This window comes from Streptomyces sp. NPDC101227, assembly GCF_044767545.1.
In the GTDB taxonomy this organism is placed as follows: Bacteria; Actinomycetota; Actinomycetes; order Streptomycetales; family Streptomycetaceae; genus Streptomyces.
Genome location: NZ_JBIWOD010000010.1, coordinates 41764 through 59157 on the forward strand (window position 1 = coordinate 41764; position 17394 = coordinate 59157).

The following is a 17394-nucleotide window of genomic DNA, read 5'->3' on the forward strand; positions in this document are numbered from 1 at the left end:
CCTGGCCCGGTCCGACGGCCGCTCACTGCGCCGCCCCGGGCGAGCGGTTCACCGCCCGGCGGCCTCCCGTGCCACGGCACACAGCGCCGTGATGCGGTGGTCGGGACCGAGCGTGCGCAGCGCCTCGGCATGGGCGTTCTCCGCGAGGCGGGCCGCCTCCTGGATGTCGCCCTTGAGCGCCAGCATCCGGGCCAGCTCCGCGATCGCCTCGAGGGTGAACGGATGCTCATCGCCCAGCTCCACCCGACGCGTGGCGATCGCCCGGCGCATCGTGGCGATCGCCGTCTCCTGGTCGCCGCGTTCCCAGGAGGTCAGCGCGTGGTTGTGCCGGGCTGCCGCCGTACGGGCGTGATCGGGTCCGTAGTAGGCAATATGAGCCTGGAGTGCCTCTTGGGACTCCCGCCCGACCTGGTCCCAGCTGAGCTCGGGTACCTCGTCCTCCACCGTGGCTCCAGGGATCCGCGCAGCCACCAGCGCCGCCCGCTTCGTGGCCGCCGTCATCAGGACGGAACGCACGGCGACGTCCTCGCTTCGCTTCCCGTGGAGGTCCGGCAGCAGATCCGTCAGCTGCCGGGCGAGACGCAGCGCGATCCCGAAGCGCCCCAGCAAGGACTGGTGATCCACCTCCAGATAGATCGTCTCGGCGGTCTCGGCGTGTGCCGGCCCCAGAACACGCTGCGTGATCTCATGGGCGTCACGGGCCAGTTGGATGGCCTCCGCGAGCCGGTCGCTCCTGCCGTAGAGGCCGGACAGCCGGATGCACGCTTCGGCCAGGAGCAGCGGTGCCTCATCCGCCCACGCCGTCGCGGCGTCCAACGCCCCCCTGAGCACGGGCTCCGCTCCCGACAAGTCTCCGCTCAGGTCGGTGACCTTCCCCAGGGCGATGGCGTCGGCGACCGCACCAACGTCCCGGTAGGCCCCCTGCGAAGCACCGGCCTCCGCCGTACCGGCCTTCGCGATGCCCGCGGCGAAGGGCAGCGCATCGGCCCACCGGCCCCCCGCGTCGTGCGCGTCCCGCAGGCGGCGCGCCGCATCCAGTACCGCGTCGGCGGTGACGCCGTTCTCCAGCAACGCAAGGACATGCGGCTCCACCAGCCGCGCCGTGCCCGTGTCCCCGTCCTCGGGCACGGCCCTGTTCACGAGCTCGGCAGCCGCTTCGTACAACGGCGCGCGCCGCTCGGGCGGCACGCCCGCCGCAACCGTCTCCAGCAGCAGACCATGTGCGGTCAGACACCGCTGGGGCCGTCCGGCGGCTCCGCCGGGCACCTCGATCAGATCCACCAGCGATGCCGACAGCAGACCACGCAGCCCCGCTTCGATCCGCTCCGCCGCGACCCCGGGCACGCCCACCGCCAGCACCGCGGAGGGGGCGAGCAGACCGACGGGTACCGGTGCGTGCCCCCAGCACGCCAACAACCGCAGCACGCCCACGGCTTCGGGAAGTCCGCGCTGTGCCAGGGCATCCAGCGACAGCTGCCAGGTGCGGCTCAGCCTCTCCCGAGCCCCGCTCTCCAGACCCGCGCCCCGATCGAGCAAGCCAACGGGATCCTCACCCAGCCGCACCAAGTACTCCTCGACGGTCCAGCTCTCGAGCACCTGCTGCGACAGAAACCCTCCGGCCAGCGTCAGAGCCAGCGGATGACACCCCAGCCGCTGCGCCAGCCGCCGTGTCGCCTCCGGCTGGTGGACGCCGGGCGCCAGGTCGTGGAGCAGCTGTGCCGCCTCCACCACAGGCAGCTCCGCCACCCGGTGCATCCGGGCCCGTACACCGCTCCAGGCCGGGTCGTCGGCCTGACGGGACGTCACCAGCACCGTCCCCCGCGCCGAGGCGCGCAGCCAGCCGTCCCGCAGCGGCCGCGGATCGTCCGCGTTGTCCAGTACCAGCAGCCATGGCTCCGCAGACGCGTCCAGCCGCTGCCACACCAGGTCGGCCGCGGCCCGCCGCCCCTCCTGCGCGGCCCTGACCTCCTCCGGTCCCGCTCCCCGGTCCGCCGCCACGGCAAGCATGCCCGCGCGCAGCTGCGACTCGGTGGAGGCATCCACCCACAGCGCCACCCCCGACGGAGCCGCCTGGTCGAACAACCACCGTGCCACCGCGGTCTTCCCGCAGCCGCCGAAGCCGTGCAGCACATGCACTCCGCCACCGGCGCCCAGCTCGGCCGCGAGTTCCTCGCGCAGCTCCTCCCGGTCACGCAGCGCCGTGCGCAGCGGTGCCGACAGCGGAACCCGCACCGAGGCGGGCCCCGTTGGCACCCGCATCGCCTCCGACGCGCCGTGGTGATGGTGTTCGGTGATCTGGATGTCCCGCTCGGACTGGAAGATCCGCCCCTGCCCGTAGGCCGCGGCATGCGGCGCGTAGTCCTCGCTCACGACCCCGCCGTCCCGTCGATCCGCAGAACGTGGGGTCGGCCGCCACCCCGGCCGGTCTCCCTCTGCCCGCCCCGCGTTGTCCCAGCCGCGCCCGCTAACGCCGAGATCCGTGCACCCACGGCCGTCCCCCTCCAGCCAACATCATCGACAGCGTCACCCTAGGGCAACCGGCCATCCGGGAACACCGGCTGACCAGCCCACTTCGAGGGAACGACGCTCTCCTGCGTTACGCCGCGCTGCGCGTTCCACCGCTCGTTGCGCTTCTCGGCGGCGACACCGCGCTGCCCGGCCCACGCGGCCGACCGGGTGACCAACCCCCGCCCCAGGTCAGCGACGCCGATCGGGCGAGCGGCGCCCGATACGGCGATCCCGGCACCGAGCCGTCGCGGACCGCCGGCCGCGGCACGGAGCGCTCAGGAACCCCAGTCCGATCCCCAGCATCCAGCTGTCCTTGGCCAGCGCAACACCTTCCTCCGTCGGCCGCAGACCCCCGGGCTGCCGCATGCCCGGCAGCCGCAGATACAGCCCGACCAGGCCACCAGAGAGCCCGGTCAGCGCCAGCCCGGCCAGCCGGCTCGGTACGAACGGGACGAGCAGCGCACCGCCGACCGCGAGCTCCGAGCACGCCAGCAACCGGGTGAACCGCTCGGCGGGGATCCGTTCCAGAAAGGGATACGCCGCACAGGCCATGCCGTGCACGCCCTCGGCGGTCGCCTGGTCCGCCCGCCATTTCGTCAGCCCGGAATTGAGGATGAAGGCGCCGGTGGCCACACGCGGGGCCACATCACGCGGCTCGGGCAACTGCACCATGGGGAGCCTCCAGGATCGGTTCTCGGCCCCTCGCCGAGCTTAGAGCCTGTCCTGGCACCTCGCCCGGGGAGCCGGGCGAGGCCGCCGCCCGCCGCCCGGCCATCAATTCGCTGGCAGCGCCCGGCCGCGCTTGTTATTTTCTGGCCACACGCCAGGTGCGAGATGCATGGCGACCGCTGCGACAAGGGAGGTTGATGAATATGGCCCGCCAGACGCTTCATCAGCATGCCCATGTCCGGGTCGCGCGCCGACAGGCTGCGGCCCGGTCGTCCGAACGACCAGGAGTGTCGCGTGTCTTCCTTCTTCTCACTCACCGGTACGGATCTGACCACTGACCGCCTCGTGCTGCGGCCATGGTCCACCGACGAACTCACCGCTGTTGTCAGCGATGCCCATCTGACGCACTGGGCACAGGACTTCCCCGCCGAGGGCGACCGTGTCATCGCCCAGATCCTGACCGAAGCCCCCGAGGGGCTGAACGCGTACGGCCACCGCCAGGTCATCGAGCGTTCCAGCGGCTCGGTGATCGGGTCCATCGGCCTGTTCTGGCCCCCCAACGACGGCTCCCTCGAACTCGGCTACGGCATCGTCGCCTCACGCCGAGGCCGCGGCTACGCCTCCGAGGCCGGCCGCGCCCTCGTGGCGTTCGCCCTGACCGCACCGGGCGTGCACACGGTGTACGCGAACGTGGAGCTGTCGAACCCGGCCTCGGTGCGCGTACTGGAGAAGGCCGGGCTGCGGCGCTGGAGCGACGACGCCACCACGGCCCGCTTCCGCACCACGGCACCGGATCCGTCCTCGCAGTGATTCCGAGGGGAGACCGGCAGCGGAGCGGAACGGTCCCGCTGCCGGTCTCCCCGGCCCGGATTTCAGCGGCCGGGCGCCGGGATCCGCCGTCGGCCGCTCCGGCCGTCCGCCTGCACGACTTGCACTTGCCGCAACGTAAGCCCCTACGGTCCGGTGCCATGAAGACAGTGGTTCATGACACGGCGTCCGCCATGCTCGATCTCCTGCACCGTCCGGTGGAGGAGCGGCTCGACGCCCTACGAGAGATTTACCGCCCCCTGCAAAGGGTGATGTCCACGGTGGGCGACATCGACATGACGCAGATGCACCAGATGGGCAGCGGCTTCCGGATCGATGGTGAGGACCCGCGCTACCTGACGGCCCTGGAGCAGATGCGGGGCGCGGGGGTGTGGAACCAGATCGAGGACCGCCTCGCCGCGGCGTGGGAGCGGCTGAACGGTGCGGTGCCCGGAATCAAGAGCGCCGAGACCGTGCATGTGGTCCTGGTGCTCGGCAACCCCGACGACGACCTCCTGACGGTCCGCAACGCCGGCTACCTCGGCATGGGCGGTATCCCGGGCGCGATCCAGCTGACGATGTGGCCCACCGAGACCAGCCTGGCGAAGATCGGCCACGCCGCCGCGCACGAACTCCATCACAACGTGCGCTACGCCAATGTGGCCTGGAACCCGATGACGGTCACGGTTGGCGAGCAGGTCGTCGCCGAAGGACTGGCCGAGGCGTTCGTACGCGAACTGGCGGGGGAGCGGGCCATGGGGCCCTGGACGACGGCGCTCTCCGGCGCGGAACTGGACCACGTCCACGAGAAGATCGCGGCCGGGATCGATGTGGCCGGGATGCCGAACCTGCCCGCGTACGTGTTCGGCGACGCCACCGCGGAGCGCATGGGACAGCGGCCCGTCGGACTGCCGGACTTCGCCGGCTATGCGGCCGGCCTACGGATCGTGGACGCCCACCTGGCGGCCTCCGGCCTGACGGCCGCCCAGAGCACCGCGCTGCCCGCACGCGAGATCCTCACGAACGCGGGCGTGCCGACCGGCGCGTGACCGGCGGGGGACCGGTGCGGGGGACCGGCGCGCCCCGGGCTTCCGCAGACGCAGGGGGCCGAGCGGGTGAACAAGCCGCCGCTGCGCCGCTCCCGGCAATCGGCGGCGTCCCCTGACCGCAGCCCGCCAACAGGCGCCGCGCGCCGGCGGTCGGCAGGGTGGACACCATGAGCGACGTACCCCGCCCCCGCCTCCCGCTGCATCCCCCGGCCCCCGGCGCCCGCCGCCACGTTGTCCCCGTCCACCGCCGCCAGGCCCGCACCAGGTCCCGGGCCGCCTCGCTTGCGCGGAATTGAGATGCTCACGGCGCTGAACCGACGCCTGGGCGTCGGACTCCTGCACCATGCCCACACCCTTCCCGACCACATTGCGCTGACCATCGGCCGGCGCGAGTACACCTACCAGGAGGTTGCGCACACCGCCCGGCAGTGGGCGTCCTTGCTCGTCGAGGCGGCCGGACCCCGGCCGCGGCGGGTCGGTGTCCTGGCCTCCCGTAACCAGGCCGCGTACGTGGGGGTGGCCGCCGCGCTGTTCGCCGGAGCGGCCTTCGTCCCGCTGAACCGTGAGCTCCCGCTGCGGCGGACCCGGACCATGCTGGAGCGGTCCGGCCTCGACGCGCTGATCGTCGACGAGGCATCGCTGCCCCAGCTGCCGCAGCTGCTCCGGGGCCTGCCGCGGCGGCCGGCCGTGCTGCTGCCCGACAGCCCGCGCGCAGGCGTCCCGCATCTCGGCGACGGCGACGGCGACGGTGGCGGCCACGGCCCGGTCCTGGACGCGGCCGACCTCGCGGCCGCCGCCCCGCTGGACCAGATGCCCGAGGCCGGCCCCGAAGACCTGGCGTACGTGCTTTTCACCTCCGGCAGCACCGGCGAGCCCAAGCAAGTCCCCATCACCCACGCCAACGTCCGGTCCTTCCTCGACGCGAACCAGGACCGCTACCGGCTCACCCCCGACGACCGGCTCACCCAAATCGGCGACCAGACCTTCGACCTGTCGGTCTTCGACCTGTTCATGGCCTGGGAGAACGGCGCCCGGGTCTGCGCGATGGACCCCCTGGAGCTGCCCGCGCCCTTTCCCTACCTGGAACGAAACGGGATCACCGTCTGGTTCTCCGTACCGTCCGTAGCCGCGGCGCTGCGCGAGCGGGGCGCTCTGACGCCCGGATCGATGCCGACCCTGCGCTGGAGCCTGTTCTGCGGCGAGGCGCTGCCCAGGGCCACCGCCGAGGCCTGGCAGACCGCCGCCCCCGGATCGACCGTGGAGAACCTCTACGGCCCGACCGAGCTGACCATCGCCTGCACGGTCTACCGCTGGGACCCGCAAACGAGTCCCGCGCTGTGCGTGCACGACAACGCGCCGATCGGCCTGCCGTACCCCGGCCTGCAAACGCTCATCCTGGACGAGGACCTCGCACCCGTCGCGGACGGCGCCACCGGCGAACTGTGCGTGGCCGGCCCCCAGACCACCCCCGGCTACTGGCAGGCACCCGAGCCGACCGCTGAGCGCTTCCTCACCCGCGAGGGCAAGACGTACTTCCGCACGGGCGACCTGGTGCGGATGCATCACGGCCAGTTGGTCTGCATCGGCCGCAACGACCAGCAGGTCAAGGTCGACGGCTACCGGATCGAACTGGGCGAGATCGAAGCGGCGCTGCGCCGCTATGGGGCGACGGAGGCCGTGTGCCTGATGTGGCCGGACCCGGCAACGATCACCGCGGTGATGCGCGGAGCGGCGGATCCGGCCGCCGTGGCCGAGGCGTCCGCGGACAGCCTGCCGCCCTACATGGTGCCCAAGTCGGTGCACGCCATCGACACCATGCCGCTGAACGCGAACGGCAAGGTGGACCGCACCGCGCTGCGCCGCTGGCTGGACGACGGGGCGGCCCGCAGGTGAGGCGCATAAATTCTCTTGCCGCAATCAGCAAGATCAAGTAATATCACCCGACGTGAACACCGGACCGGCGCTACGCCACACACGGATTGGCCTCCCGGTGGAGGGCTGATCGCACAGTGGGTGCGCAGAAGGCACCCCCTCAGTTCGGCACGCGGACCTCCCAGCGTTTGTGCACTGCGAGTCCTTTTTCGTGTCGAACAACAGCGAGGCCAACCACATGCCAGTCACGTTCAACCACACCATCATCGCCGCCAAGGACCGCAACGAGTCGGCCCGGTTCTTCCGAGACCTGTTGGAAATTCCGGAAGCGCCGTCCTGGGGCCCGTTCATCAACATCCAGCTCACCGATGGCGTACTGCTTCAGTTCGCCGAGCCGCCGGTGGACATCCAGATGCAGCATTACGCGTTCCTGATCGACGACGAGCTGTTTGATCGGGCGTACCAGCGACTCTGCGACGGCGGCGTCGAGCACTGGGCCGATCCGCAGATGCGGCGCCCGGGCGAGATCAACAACGAGCACGGAGGCCGGGGGGTGTACTTCAAGGACCCCGCAGGTCACGCGATCGAGCTGATCACCCGCCCTTACCTGTAACCGGGACGGTGCCTGGTCGGGCACCCGGAACGCGGTGACCGGCCAGGCACCGTCAATCGGCCGCAGACCACGACGAATTGGCTCGCTCGTCGAACGTTTTCCGGCGAGCGAGCCGCGGTCTCCCCCTCCGGCCACACCAATTGCCTTGACGGGCATACGGGTTGCCCCGATCGCGGACCTTCGGCTACGGTGCCGACCGTCCGCCCGTAATCGAACAGAGGAAGTGGCGAACAGGCAGAACGACCAATGAAGGACCGCGATCAGCGCGTCTGCTGACGACTGATCAACGCGGTTGAGAGGGCCCGCAAAGGGCCGGAGTCGGACGAGATCCGACCACCCCATCTCCGCTGCTGACAACGGCAGCGTTCTTCCTTGAGTTCGTTCTGCGTACTCCCACTCCGGGCGATGCCTGCACCACCACGGCACCGCTCGTCGATTACAAGGATTCCTCATGGCTTCCCGCCCATCCGAGCCTGCCATCGACGCTCCCGCCGCTCCTGCCACTCCCGTCGCACCAGCTCCGTCGGTCAGGACCCGCGCCGTCGTCCTCACCCTCATGGCGGCGGTCTTCCTCTCCCTGCTCGACTCGCAGATCGTCGCCACCGCACTGCCCCGCGTGGTCAGTGACCTGGGCGGACTCGACCAGTTCAGCTGGGTCACCACCGGCTACCTCATCGGCGGCAGCGCCGCCGCGCCCGTCTACGGCAAACTGGGAGATCTGTTCGGACGCAAGCGCGTCTTCCTGGCCGCCATCCTCATGTTCCTCGTCGGATCGGCGCTCTGTAGCCTCGCCCAGACGATGGGTCAGCTCATCGCCTTCCGCGTCCTCCAGGGCGTCGGCAGCGGCGGCTTGTTCATCTGCGTCCTCGCCCTCATCGGCGAGATGTTCTCCCCGCGCGAAGGCGCACGCTACTACGGCTGGATCTCCCTCACCTTCGGTGCGGCCTCGCTCTGCGGTCCCACCCTCGGCGGCATCCTGACCGAACTCGTCGGCTGGCGCTGGGTGTTCTTCGTCAACCTGCCCGTCGGTGGCGTGGTGCTGGCCGTCGTCTCCGCGACGCTGCGCCTGCCCGCCCAGCCAAAGAAGAAGGCCCACATCGACCAGGCCGGTGTGATCCTCCTCGTCACCGCGATCGTCGCCCTGAACCTTCTCACCGGGTGGGCCGGCGTCACCTACGCCTGGACCTCCCCCGTCATCCTCGGTCTCGCCGCCGCGTCCGTCGTCGCGGTAGGTGCGTTCGTCCTCTCCCAGCGCCGTGCCGTGGACCCGGTCATCCCGCTCCGGCTGTTCGCCAACCGGACCTTCACGCTCGTGGTCATCCTCGGCTTCATCGCCGGTTTCATCGGTCTGGGCCTGCTCAACTACCTGGTCCTGTGGCTCCAGACCGTCCTCGGCCTCGACGTGCACGAGTCCGGCTACGTCCTCACCGCGATGATGCTCGGCGTCGTGCTGACCGCCTGGATCAGCACCAAGGTCATCGCACGCACCGGCTCCTACCGCTGGTTCCCGGTGCTCAGCATGACCGCCTTCGCCGTCGCCGCCGTGGTGTTCTCCACCGCAGGCCCCGAGACGAGTGTTGCGCTCGCCCTCGTCTATGTCCTGCTCTTCGGGATCGCCGCCGGCCTCAACTCCCAGGCCCTGAGCCTCGCCGCCCGGAACACCGCGAGCATGCAGGACATCGGCGCCGTGCAGGGCACCGCCAACCTCATGCGGCAACTCGGCACCGGGCTCGGCGTCTCGTTCTTCTCCGCCCTGATGAGCGCGCGCCTCGGCACCGGACTCCAGAAGCACTTGGGCGACGCATCATCCGGCGCCCGCATCGACAAGGACGGCTCACTCTCGCCCGAGGTGCTCGGACGCCTCTCCCACGCCGTCCGCCGCGAAATCGCCGACGTCTACGCGGACTCGCTCCGCGCCATCTTCTACGCGGTCATCCCGATCGCCCTCGCCGGAGTCATTGCCGCGCTGTGCCTCAAGGACATCAAGCTCGCGGACGTCGACACGGGCGTCGACACGGACTCCAACGCTGTCGCCCACGGCAGCGCCGAGTCCCGTAGCGCTTCCTGACTCACCCGCACCCATCCCACGACCGACCCCTGCGCACGGCCCGCGACCGTGCCGTACAGCCCAAGGAGATACCCCCATGATTCTGATCACCGGCGCCACCGGCAATGTCGGCAGCGAACTCGTCGCCCGGTTCGCCGCCGCGGGCGTGCCCGTGCGGGCCATGACCCGGTCGCCCGAGAAGGCCGACTTCCCCGACGGCGTCGAGGCCGTCGCCGGCGACTTCGATGTGCCCGAGACGCTCCCCGCGGCGCTGGCCGGCGTCGACCGCGTCTTCGTCGTCCCACCGGGCTACGGCCCGCAGGGCCCGGTCCAAGAACGCACCCTCGTAGCGGCCGCCCGCGAAGCCGGCGTCAAGCACCTGGTCAAGCTCTCCACCAGCGGCGTCGGCTTCGGTGCGACAGACCCGCTGACCTCCGGCCACCGCCGGGGCGAACAGGTCGTCCAGGACTCCGGCCTCCGGTGGACCATCCTGCGCCCCGGCACCTTCATGGTCTATCTCCACGGTTACGCCGACACCATCGGCAAGGAGCGGACCATGTACGTCACAGAGGGCGACCCGGTCTCCGCCATGATCCACCCACGGGACATCGCCTCCGTGGCCGCCACGGTCCTCACCACCTCCGGTCACGAGGGCCAGGCCTATACGCTCACCGGCGGCGAGGCCCTCAGCCCGCAACGCCAGGGCGAGATCGTCGGCGAGGTCCTCGGCCAGGAGGTCAAGGTCATCGAGCGCACCAGGGCCGAAGCGCGGGCGGAGTTCGACCGCCTGGGCTGGCGCGGCCCCCGTCTCGAAGCCCTGCTGGAGCTCAAGCGCCAGTCCGCCGCCTGGGACTGGAAGATCTCCGACTCCGTCGAGCGGATCACCGGCAAGGCGCCGCTGACCCTGCGCAACTGGGTCGACGAGAACATCCACATCTTCGGCTGAGCCGTCCCGCGCGCGGCGCGTGGGGTCTGGTGTGGCCGGCGCTCTCAGCGAGGCCGGCGCCGGGCACACCAGCCCCACGCTGTTGAGGCGCTCCGGCGGGAGGGCAGGCATTCAGCGCCGTGATGCGCCTGTGGCTCACGCGCGGGAAAACGGTCACCGGCCACGGAGTGGGGAGGACGCCGGGGGCGGTCCTGCAAACGATCCTGGCGGCCGTGACCGCTGTCCCGCCGGATCCGCTCACGATCCTCAGGGCCCGCGTGTATCCCTGTCGCCCGCACCGTGAAGACCGGCGCCTGGGATCACGACGAGTCCGGGGCGATGAACAATCCGTCGCAATTCATCACAAGATGAACGCGAGTACCGCTCCCCCCGATTCTGCTGTCATGCCGACAGCCCGTCGTGCGATTCGGGTGACCCCCGTGGACGCCGGGAGGACGTTCACCTCGATGCATCCGGAACGGCGTCCCGCACGGCGCGCGAGATGCGCAGATGGCTTCGTACGCTCGAAGGGACAGGTTCCGTTGCGTTCCCGTGTGTTCCCCTGCGCCATGCGGAGACGGTCTCGGGGACATTCACGGAGGTGACAGCCATGCGCGCCTCGTTGATACAGCTGTCCGTGGATTCGTCGGCCTCCGCCGAGGACCGACGCCGCAGGGCGGCTTCGCTGGTCCGCGGCCGGGCGGGCGACGATCTGGTGGTCCTGCCGGAGCTGTGGACGGCCGGCGCCTGGGCCTACGACCGCTGGGAGCAGGACGCCGAAGGGATCGACGGCCCCACCGCCGAGGTCATGTCCGCCGCCGCGCGTGAGGCCGGGGCGTGGCTCCACGCCGGATCGATCGTCGAGCGGGACGGGGACGGGACGCTGTACAACTCCGCCCTCCTTTTCGACCGGGCCGGCGTCCTGCGCGGTCACTACCGCAAGATCCACCGATACGGCTTCGACACGGGCGAGGCGACCATGATGGGAGGGGGCCGCGACATCGTCTCCGTGCCCACCGATTTCGGTGTCATCGGCCTCGCCATCTGCTACGACCTCCGCTTCCCCGAACTCTTCCGGGGCCTCCTCGACGCGGGCGCGGAGCTGGCCGTGGTGCCCGCCGCATGGCCCGCGGCCCGGCTGGGCCATTGGCAGCTCCTCACTCGCACGAGGGCCTTGGAGGAACAGGTCTTCCTCCTGGCCTGTGACGCGGTGGGAACGCACGGCGGTATGGAGCAGGCCGGTCACAGCGTGGTCATCGACCCCTGGGGAACCGTCCTGGGCGAGGCCCGGACCGCGGAGGAGACGGTGACGGTGGACTTCGACATGGCCCACGTCGGCCGGATCCGCTCCGAACTTCCGGTGCTGCGTGACCGGGTCCTGGCCATCGAAGCTCCCGGGGGGCGTTGAGCCGGCGGACCGCTGCGGGCGCCGCCGCAGGGAGCAGGGAGCAGGGAGCGGGAGGCGGGGGCGCGCTCGATTCCCTCAGGCCGCGTTCTGGGCAAGCGTCTGCTTCTGGTTCTGCCATGTGGTGATCCGGTTGATGATGAGGACGATCAGCCCGCCGGCGGCCACGTCGAGCACCGTGCCCAGGGTCGCCAGGTTCGCCGTGCTGCGCAGCCCCTCCTCGGTGATCGTCTCCTTCAGGTAGAACCCCGAGAGGGTCCGGCTGATCATCGTGTCAGCGACGTACAGCACCCACCAGGCGGTGACCAGGCCACGGAGGGCCACTTGCCGGGGCGCGCCGGCCCGCCAGATGTCCGACACCACCTGGTACGGGAACCACAGGTTGGCCACCGGCGTGAACCAGCCGGCGACCACCCAGGCTCGGGACCGGCGCTGCGCGGCGGGGCCGCCCGACAGCTCGGCGTTGATCCGCGCCCGCCACAACCAGACCAGGAACAGCACCCCGGCCGCGACGTAGACCACGAGCGCCGGTATCGACACCGACCTCGAGAAGGTGTCGGCCGCCTCGAGGTCCGCGACCGTCGCCGCCCCGGCTCTGAAGTCGTGAACGACGAGGTAGTTGCGCCAGTCGGACACCGTGCCCAGCACACCGCCCACGAGCGCCAGCAAGATCAGTGTCGTGGCGGCGCAGGCCGGGCCGCTCACCGTCCTGTGCTGCTGCTGTTGCGCGCCGGTCGGGCCCGCGGCGTCCACGGGCATGCCCTGCTGTGGACCGTCCACGATCCCCCCGGGAGTTCGTGCGATCGCCGGACATTGCGTAGGCCAGGAGGATGATACGAGGCGCAGCCCCGTTGCGTCCCGGGTTTCCGTCAACTCCCGTTCCCTCATGGTGATTTGTGCGGGAATGTTGCCGCTGTGGAAGGGCGCTACCAGAGGCCGGACAACCGCAGTGCCCGGAAGGCCGGCCAGGACAGCAGGGCCAGCCCCGCGACCAGCGTGAAGCCTTTCCCCAACGACCTCTGTGTGGCGATGGTGGCCCTCCAGGCCATCGTGCGTTTACGGACCCCGACGGATGCCAGTGCGGCCTTCATGGCGCGGGCCAGGTGGTGCGTGGGAGTGAGCGGGCTCATCGACGCCAGTGCGGCCTTCATGGCGCGGGCCTTGCGGCGCACGAGCGCGCCCGGCGGGCTCGTGACGCCGGGCACGGGCCCCACCGGATGCACATGGGGCGTCCACTCGGCGTCGAAGGTGATGACGGCGGAGGTCCAGGGATCGCCCCCGGCCGCCTCGTACAGCCGGGATTGCGTCGGCAGGTGCTCGTTCAGCCGTTCGGCCACGCCGGGCAGTCCTCCCGGCGGCCCGCCCGGCGCCAGCAGCACCAGCTTGCGCGCGGGCTGGGTGGCGCGGGCCCGCTCGACCTCCCACCACAGCCCCTCGCCCGGTCCCAGGCGCAGCACGATGAGTTGGGACAGCTCCATCAGCCGCAGCACCGCGGGCTGCCAGTCGTCGAGCGGCAGGTAGAACCGCGCCGCTCCCAGCCGCGGCAGCGGCTCCCCGGGCCTGCCCACCGCGATCACGGGGCCGACGGCGCCCAACGCCCCCGCGAGCTGCTCCTCCCGCGAGTGCATGTTGACGAACGCCGCGTCGTCGACCTGGGCCGCGGTGTCGTCGTCGGCGAAGCTGCGCAGGTAGAGCACGGGTCTGCGGCCGTCGGCCAGCAGGGCCTGGGCCGCGCCGCGCGCCGAGCGCGGGCGGGTGTAGCGCAGGGTCAGTACCCCGGCCCCCAGCGTGGCCAGGCCGCCGACCAGCAACAACGCCTGCGCTTCCAGCGGCATCTTGTAGCCCTGCTGCTGCGACATATTGGTGGCGAGGGCGCCCGCCGCGAACAGCGCGTACCCGACGCCGCCGGCCACCAGGAACACCGGCCGCTGCCACCACGGCTGACGCGGCACGAACCGGCTGACCACGTCGACGACCTCCGCCGCGCCCGACCGGCGACGCCGCCGCAGCCACAGCGCCGGTACGAGCAGTACCCCGGCGGGCGCCGCCCAGTACAGCGCGGCCGCGCGCGACGAGCTCAGTTCCCGGTCGAGCTTCGCCCGGTCCCGCCCGACGTCCGCTGCCAGATCGGCGACACGCCCGCGGGCCAGGGAGATCCTGCCTGTGCCGGCGTCGCGCGCGGCGGCGGAGACCGCGGACCGGCTTCCCCCTGACGGGGCGTTCGCCTCGAACCACGCGTCTGCCTGGCGGATCTCAGCGCGTGCAGAGGCCTCCCCGTCGGCGTAGCGGTCCAGCGCGGCGGTGAGCGCGGCGGCCCGCGCCGGGGCGCCGCGGAAGCGGTCGTGGGCCCGCAGGTCCATGCCCGCCGTGATCGCCAGGTGCAGCGCGACATAGGCCATGACGACCGCGACCGCCGCGACCAGCCGGCGCGAACGCCCGTAAGCCGGAGGACACCTCGGCCGACCCCCTCACCTCGCCCCAGCACCGCCGTCCGGCGCAGGCCCCGTCCCGTACTGCGACCTCGGCCCGCCGGCTGCGGCCGGTTCAGCCCGTGAGCGCGTGCCGTCGGGCAGCGGCCCCCACGGCGGGAGTGACACGCTCATGCCTGCTGCGCGGGACAGCGGCGGGCCCTCCGTCTGTTCACGCCCCAGTGTGCGGGGGGCTGCGAAGCCCGTCCAGGTGGCCGCACGTGCCTGGAGGGCTGTCGTCGGTGGCTCGGACGGTTTGCGCGCCCCGCGCCCAGGCTTGCGGCCGGGGCGCGCTGACCGTCTTTCAGGGGTGGGCCGCTTACCGATCGGGCCCCTTGGTCTTGATGGGGCAGCCGCATCCGGCCGTGCGCCCTCGGCGTCGCTGATGCCGGTTGCCTGCCTGCCGTGCGGGGGTGCGCTGCGCCTCCTGTGGCTATCGCGGCGAATCCGGCCTCGGACGGCCGCGAACGGCATCGTTACGCGCCGCCGTCCTGTCTTCGAACAGCCGCGAGGGCATCGGCGCCTACGGGCAAGAACGTGTCCGCGTTCGGCCCATGCCATGCCCACATCCAGAGGGTCCATATGCCATATTGCGGACATCCTCTCTACGAAAGGCATGTCATGAAGCTCGCGGTCATCGGCGGTACCGGGCTGATCGGGTCACAGGTCGTCAAGAATCTGAACGCGTCCGGGCACGAGGCGGTACCGCACTCGCCGTCCACCGGAGTCGACGTCCTCAGCGGCAAGGGACTGGACGAGGCGGTGACGGGAGCCGACGTCGTCGTCAATCTGACGAACTCCCCGACCTTCGACGAAGCCTCCCTGGCCTTCTTCCAGACCTCGATGGACAACCTTCTGGCCGCGGCCCACAAGGGCGGCGTCGGCCACTTCGTCATCCTGTCGATCGTCGGCGTGGACCAGGTGCCGGAGCTGGACTACTACCGGGCCAAGACGCTCCAGGAGAACATCCTCACGGCCGGGCCGATCCCCTACTCGATCGTCCGGGCGACGCAGTTCATGGACTTCATGGACGCCGTTCTGTCCTGGACCGCCGAGGGTGACACCGTCCGGCTGCCCGCCACACCGATCCAGCCGATCGCCTCCAAGGACGTGGCCCGCGCGGTCGCGGAGGTCGCCGTGGGCACCCCGCTGCGTGGCATCCACAAAGTCGCCGGCCCCGAGGTCTTCCCCCTGGATGAGCTGGGCCGGATCACCCTGTCCTGCAAGGGCGACAACCGTAAGGTCGTTACCGACCCCACTGCCGGCATGTTCGCCGTCGTCAAGGGCGACGTCCTCACCGATATGAACGCTCACCTCGCCCCCACGCGCTACACCGATTGGCTCGCCTGACTCGCTCGCGCCTTCGCAGACGCGCGAGCCCCGGAAGCCGATCCCTGGCCCCGGGGCGGGCGTTGACGAAACCAGTCCTCGCAACGTCGCCATCAGCGCCGCCTGTCCCGGGGCGAACAGGGCACGGCCGGGAACCGCACCGGGCGCGATGTCGGGCCACCTCGCCTGGCGCCCCGGCTAAAAAGCCGAGCGCGCCGCCCTCGACGCCCTGCGCGCCGCGGCGAAGTGCTGGGTGAGCGGCCCTGCTCGCACGGCGACCATCCGTACGAGGCCGAGATGGACTCGATGGGGGGCGAGATCTGGACCGGTGACAACGGGCCGCTGACCGGCGAACGGACGGTGCGGGACGGTGGTACCGACGCCGGGCGGGTGCTGTGCCCGCGCAGCGTCGCGGGGTGGGCGCGCCTTGCCGCGGACGTGATCGCCCCGTTCAGCGTCCGCCGCATCCCGATGGGGGCGCCGCAGGACCACGACAGTCGCATGAGCAACCTCTCGGGGATCGTGAACGACCACCCCTACGGGCATCCGCACGAGGACCTGATCGTCGAGGCGGCCCGCCTTCCTGCACGACCTGGCGGACGAGACCCTCGCGACGCTGGCATGAGATCTCACAGCGCCCGAACGGCACAGGGCGGCAAACCGGTCAGAGAACGCGCAATCAACCTGCTCCAGGCGGCCAACCTGCCGACCACCAGCCCGTGATGACTCACTGACGGCCCGACAGACACGGTGCCGGCCCTGCGGCGGAAGCCGGCTGTCAGACCCCTTGCGTAGGCTTCTGTGCATGGTGCCCAAGAGCTTCTACGACTTGAGATTCGGTGTGTCCCCCGGCGGTGCCCGGAAGGACGCGCACCACATCTGCGGCAGTCCCGACGAGGCCATGGCCGCCCTGGACTCCGAAGTCAAAGACTCGATCAACGTATGGCTGCTTTTCGACTACGGCGCCGATGTGGCCCTGGACGTGTACCAGCGGGGCGAACGAATACGCTCGATCGACCTCCACCCGTTCATCACGATCCGAGTGGACGGCTACCCGGACATCACGTTCCGCGGATCGGGCAAGCCGACCGGCTACGCCGTCGGCGCGGATGATCCCTACAAGGTGCAGAACGAGCTTGCCGATGGGATGTTCGCCAGGGACTTCGACGACGCGATCGAGGTCACTGTGGACTGGGACAGCGTCCTCGTTCCGCCGCTCGTCGGTGAGATCGCGAAGGACGGCGACTACGTCATGCTGGGCGACGGCCCTCTCGACGACCTCGCCGACCTTGATGATCTGGACGAGGACGAGTTGGAGGACGAGCTGATCGACCGGGGCTACGTCGAGTACGGGTTTCACGACTTCGACGAGTGAGCAGCGATGGGCAGCCATCCCGACATCCACGATGGATGCCGATGCCGATGCCGATGCCGATGCCGATGCCGAGGCCGATGCCGATGCCGATGCCGAGCTTCGTGGTGGGCTTCGTTCACTCCTTGAGTTGGCGGCCCGATGGCTGCCCCCGTACCCGCCCGTTCGTTGCCGTTGCTGTTGACGCGCTGGTGCGGGACTGATCTTGAGCGGGGAGTGCATGGAGACGGACCTGCTGCAGGCTCTGCTCGCGGACCCCGCCATGGACACCTGCCGCACACCGCACGCCGCTGTCATTCTGAACGCATGCGTATCGGGGAGCACCGGAAC

The 17394-nt window shown here is 70.8% G+C and carries 14 protein-coding genes; 10 read left to right on the forward strand and 4 right to left on the reverse strand.

Annotated features, from left to right (window positions below):
* Positions 1–48: 48 nt before the first annotated feature.
* Together ACIRPT_RS23525 and ACIRPT_RS23530 are read right to left on the reverse strand one after the other, a co-directional pair.
* Positions 49–2370, reverse strand: coding sequence for a tetratricopeptide repeat protein (locus ACIRPT_RS23525; protein WP_403830122.1), 2322 nt, complete (start codon positions 2368–2370; stop codon positions 49–51).
* Positions 2371–2697: 327 nt separating this feature from the next.
* Positions 2698–3180 carry a hypothetical protein gene (locus ACIRPT_RS23530; RefSeq protein WP_403830125.1) on the reverse strand — a complete coding sequence of 161 codons (483 nt, stop codon included), beginning with the start codon at positions 3178–3180 and terminating at the stop codon, positions 2698–2700.
* A 291-nt stretch (positions 3181–3471) separates the two neighbouring features.
* Here ACIRPT_RS23530 and ACIRPT_RS23535 point away from each other — a divergent pair, with 291 nt between their 5' ends.
* The 7 genes from ACIRPT_RS23535 to ACIRPT_RS23565 all read left to right on the forward strand — a co-directional run bounded on the left by ACIRPT_RS23535 (position 3472) and on the right by ACIRPT_RS23565 (position 11898).
* Positions 3472–3987 carry a GNAT family N-acetyltransferase gene (locus tag ACIRPT_RS23535; RefSeq protein ID WP_403830128.1) on the forward strand — a complete coding sequence of 172 codons (516 nt, stop codon included), beginning with the start codon at positions 3472–3474 and terminating at the stop codon, positions 3985–3987.
* A gap of 158 nt (positions 3988–4145) precedes the next feature.
* A complete protein-coding gene (locus ACIRPT_RS23540) occupies positions 4146–5033 on the forward strand; it encodes a DUF2268 domain-containing protein (protein WP_403830131.1) in 888 nt (295 codons plus the stop codon).
* Between the two features lie 297 nt (positions 5034–5330).
* On the forward strand, positions 5331–6926 hold the full coding sequence (locus ACIRPT_RS23545; RefSeq protein WP_403830134.1) for an amino acid adenylation domain-containing protein: 1596 nt from the start codon (positions 5331–5333) through the stop codon (positions 6924–6926).
* A 217-nt stretch (positions 6927–7143) separates the two neighbouring features.
* Positions 7144–7518 carry a VOC family protein gene (locus ACIRPT_RS23550; RefSeq protein ID WP_403830605.1) on the forward strand — a complete coding sequence of 125 codons (375 nt, stop codon included), beginning with the start codon at positions 7144–7146 and terminating at the stop codon, positions 7516–7518.
* A gap of 451 nt (positions 7519–7969) precedes the next feature.
* The gene (locus ACIRPT_RS23555) at positions 7970–9586 is read left to right on the forward strand and encodes an MDR family MFS transporter (RefSeq protein ID WP_403830137.1); all 1617 of its coding nucleotides are present in this window, start codon (positions 7970–7972) and stop codon (positions 9584–9586) included.
* Positions 9587–9662: 76 nt separating this feature from the next.
* Positions 9663–10511 carry an SDR family oxidoreductase gene (locus tag ACIRPT_RS23560; RefSeq protein WP_403830140.1) on the forward strand — a complete coding sequence of 283 codons (849 nt, stop codon included), beginning with the start codon at positions 9663–9665 and terminating at the stop codon, positions 10509–10511.
* Positions 10512–11100: 589 nt separating this feature from the next.
* On the forward strand, positions 11101–11898 hold the full coding sequence (locus ACIRPT_RS23565; RefSeq protein WP_403830143.1) for a nitrilase-related carbon-nitrogen hydrolase: 798 nt from the start codon (positions 11101–11103) through the stop codon (positions 11896–11898).
* Between the two features lie 75 nt (positions 11899–11973).
* On the opposite strand, the gene ACIRPT_RS23570 is transcribed toward ACIRPT_RS23565, so the two are convergent.
* Together ACIRPT_RS23570 and ACIRPT_RS23575 are read right to left on the reverse strand one after the other, a co-directional pair.
* Positions 11974–12675 carry a DUF4328 domain-containing protein gene (locus ACIRPT_RS23570; RefSeq protein ID WP_403830146.1) on the reverse strand — a complete coding sequence of 234 codons (702 nt, stop codon included), beginning with the start codon at positions 12673–12675 and terminating at the stop codon, positions 11974–11976.
* A 146-nt stretch (positions 12676–12821) separates the two neighbouring features.
* On the reverse strand, positions 12822–14294 hold the full coding sequence (locus ACIRPT_RS23575) for a transferase (protein ID WP_403830149.1): 1473 nt from the start codon (positions 14292–14294) through the stop codon (positions 12822–12824).
* Between the two features lie 690 nt (positions 14295–14984).
* Between ACIRPT_RS23575 and ACIRPT_RS23580 the strand changes: the two genes are divergently transcribed.
* The 3 genes from ACIRPT_RS23580 to ACIRPT_RS23590 all read left to right on the forward strand — a co-directional run bounded on the left by ACIRPT_RS23580 (position 14985) and on the right by ACIRPT_RS23590 (position 17067).
* Positions 14985–15713, forward strand: a complete 729-nt coding sequence (locus ACIRPT_RS23580) for an SDR family oxidoreductase (RefSeq protein ID WP_403830152.1) — start codon at positions 14985–14987, stop codon at positions 15711–15713.
* A 276-nt stretch (positions 15714–15989) separates the two neighbouring features.
* Positions 15990–16415: a hypothetical protein gene (locus tag ACIRPT_RS23585; RefSeq protein ID WP_403830155.1), complete on the forward strand. Its 426-nt coding sequence runs from the start codon at positions 15990–15992 to the stop codon at positions 16413–16415.
* 82 nt (positions 16416–16497) lie between these two features.
* Positions 16498–17067 (forward strand): hypothetical protein, encoded by a 570-nt coding sequence (locus ACIRPT_RS23590; RefSeq protein ID WP_403830158.1) that lies wholly within the window; start codon positions 16498–16500, stop codon positions 17065–17067.
* The last annotated feature ends 327 nt before the right edge of the window (positions 17068–17394 follow it).

What these genes read in the sequence shown, in the direction of transcription:
- ACIRPT_RS23585 (WP_403830155.1), top strand. Translation starts at nt 15,990, where the DNA reads ATGGACTCGATGGGGGGCGAGATCTGGACCGGTGACAACGGGCCGCTG.
- ACIRPT_RS23545 (WP_403830134.1), top strand. Translation starts at nt 5,331, where the DNA reads ATGCTCACGGCGCTGAACCGACGCCTGGGCGTCGGACTCCTGCACCAT.
- ACIRPT_RS23530 (WP_403830125.1), bottom strand. Translation starts at nt 3,180, where the DNA reads ATGGTGCAGTTGCCCGAGCCGCGTGATGTGGCCCCGCGTGTGGCCACC.
- ACIRPT_RS23550 (WP_403830605.1), top strand. Translation starts at nt 7,144, where the DNA reads ATGCCAGTCACGTTCAACCACACCATCATCGCCGCCAAGGACCGCAAC.
- ACIRPT_RS23565 (WP_403830143.1), top strand. Translation starts at nt 11,101, where the DNA reads ATGCGCGCCTCGTTGATACAGCTGTCCGTGGATTCGTCGGCCTCCGCC.
- ACIRPT_RS23540 (WP_403830131.1), top strand. Translation starts at nt 4,146, where the DNA reads ATGAAGACAGTGGTTCATGACACGGCGTCCGCCATGCTCGATCTCCTG.
- ACIRPT_RS23555 (WP_403830137.1), top strand. Translation starts at nt 7,970, where the DNA reads ATGGCTTCCCGCCCATCCGAGCCTGCCATCGACGCTCCCGCCGCTCCT.
- ACIRPT_RS23560 (WP_403830140.1), top strand. Translation starts at nt 9,663, where the DNA reads ATGATTCTGATCACCGGCGCCACCGGCAATGTCGGCAGCGAACTCGTC.
- ACIRPT_RS23580 (WP_403830152.1), top strand. Translation starts at nt 14,985, where the DNA reads ATGAAGCTCGCGGTCATCGGCGGTACCGGGCTGATCGGGTCACAGGTC.
- ACIRPT_RS23575 (WP_403830149.1), bottom strand. Translation starts at nt 14,294, where the DNA reads ATGGCCTATGTCGCGCTGCACCTGGCGATCACGGCGGGCATGGACCTG.
- ACIRPT_RS23590 (WP_403830158.1), top strand. Translation starts at nt 16,498, where the DNA reads ATGGTGCCCAAGAGCTTCTACGACTTGAGATTCGGTGTGTCCCCCGGC.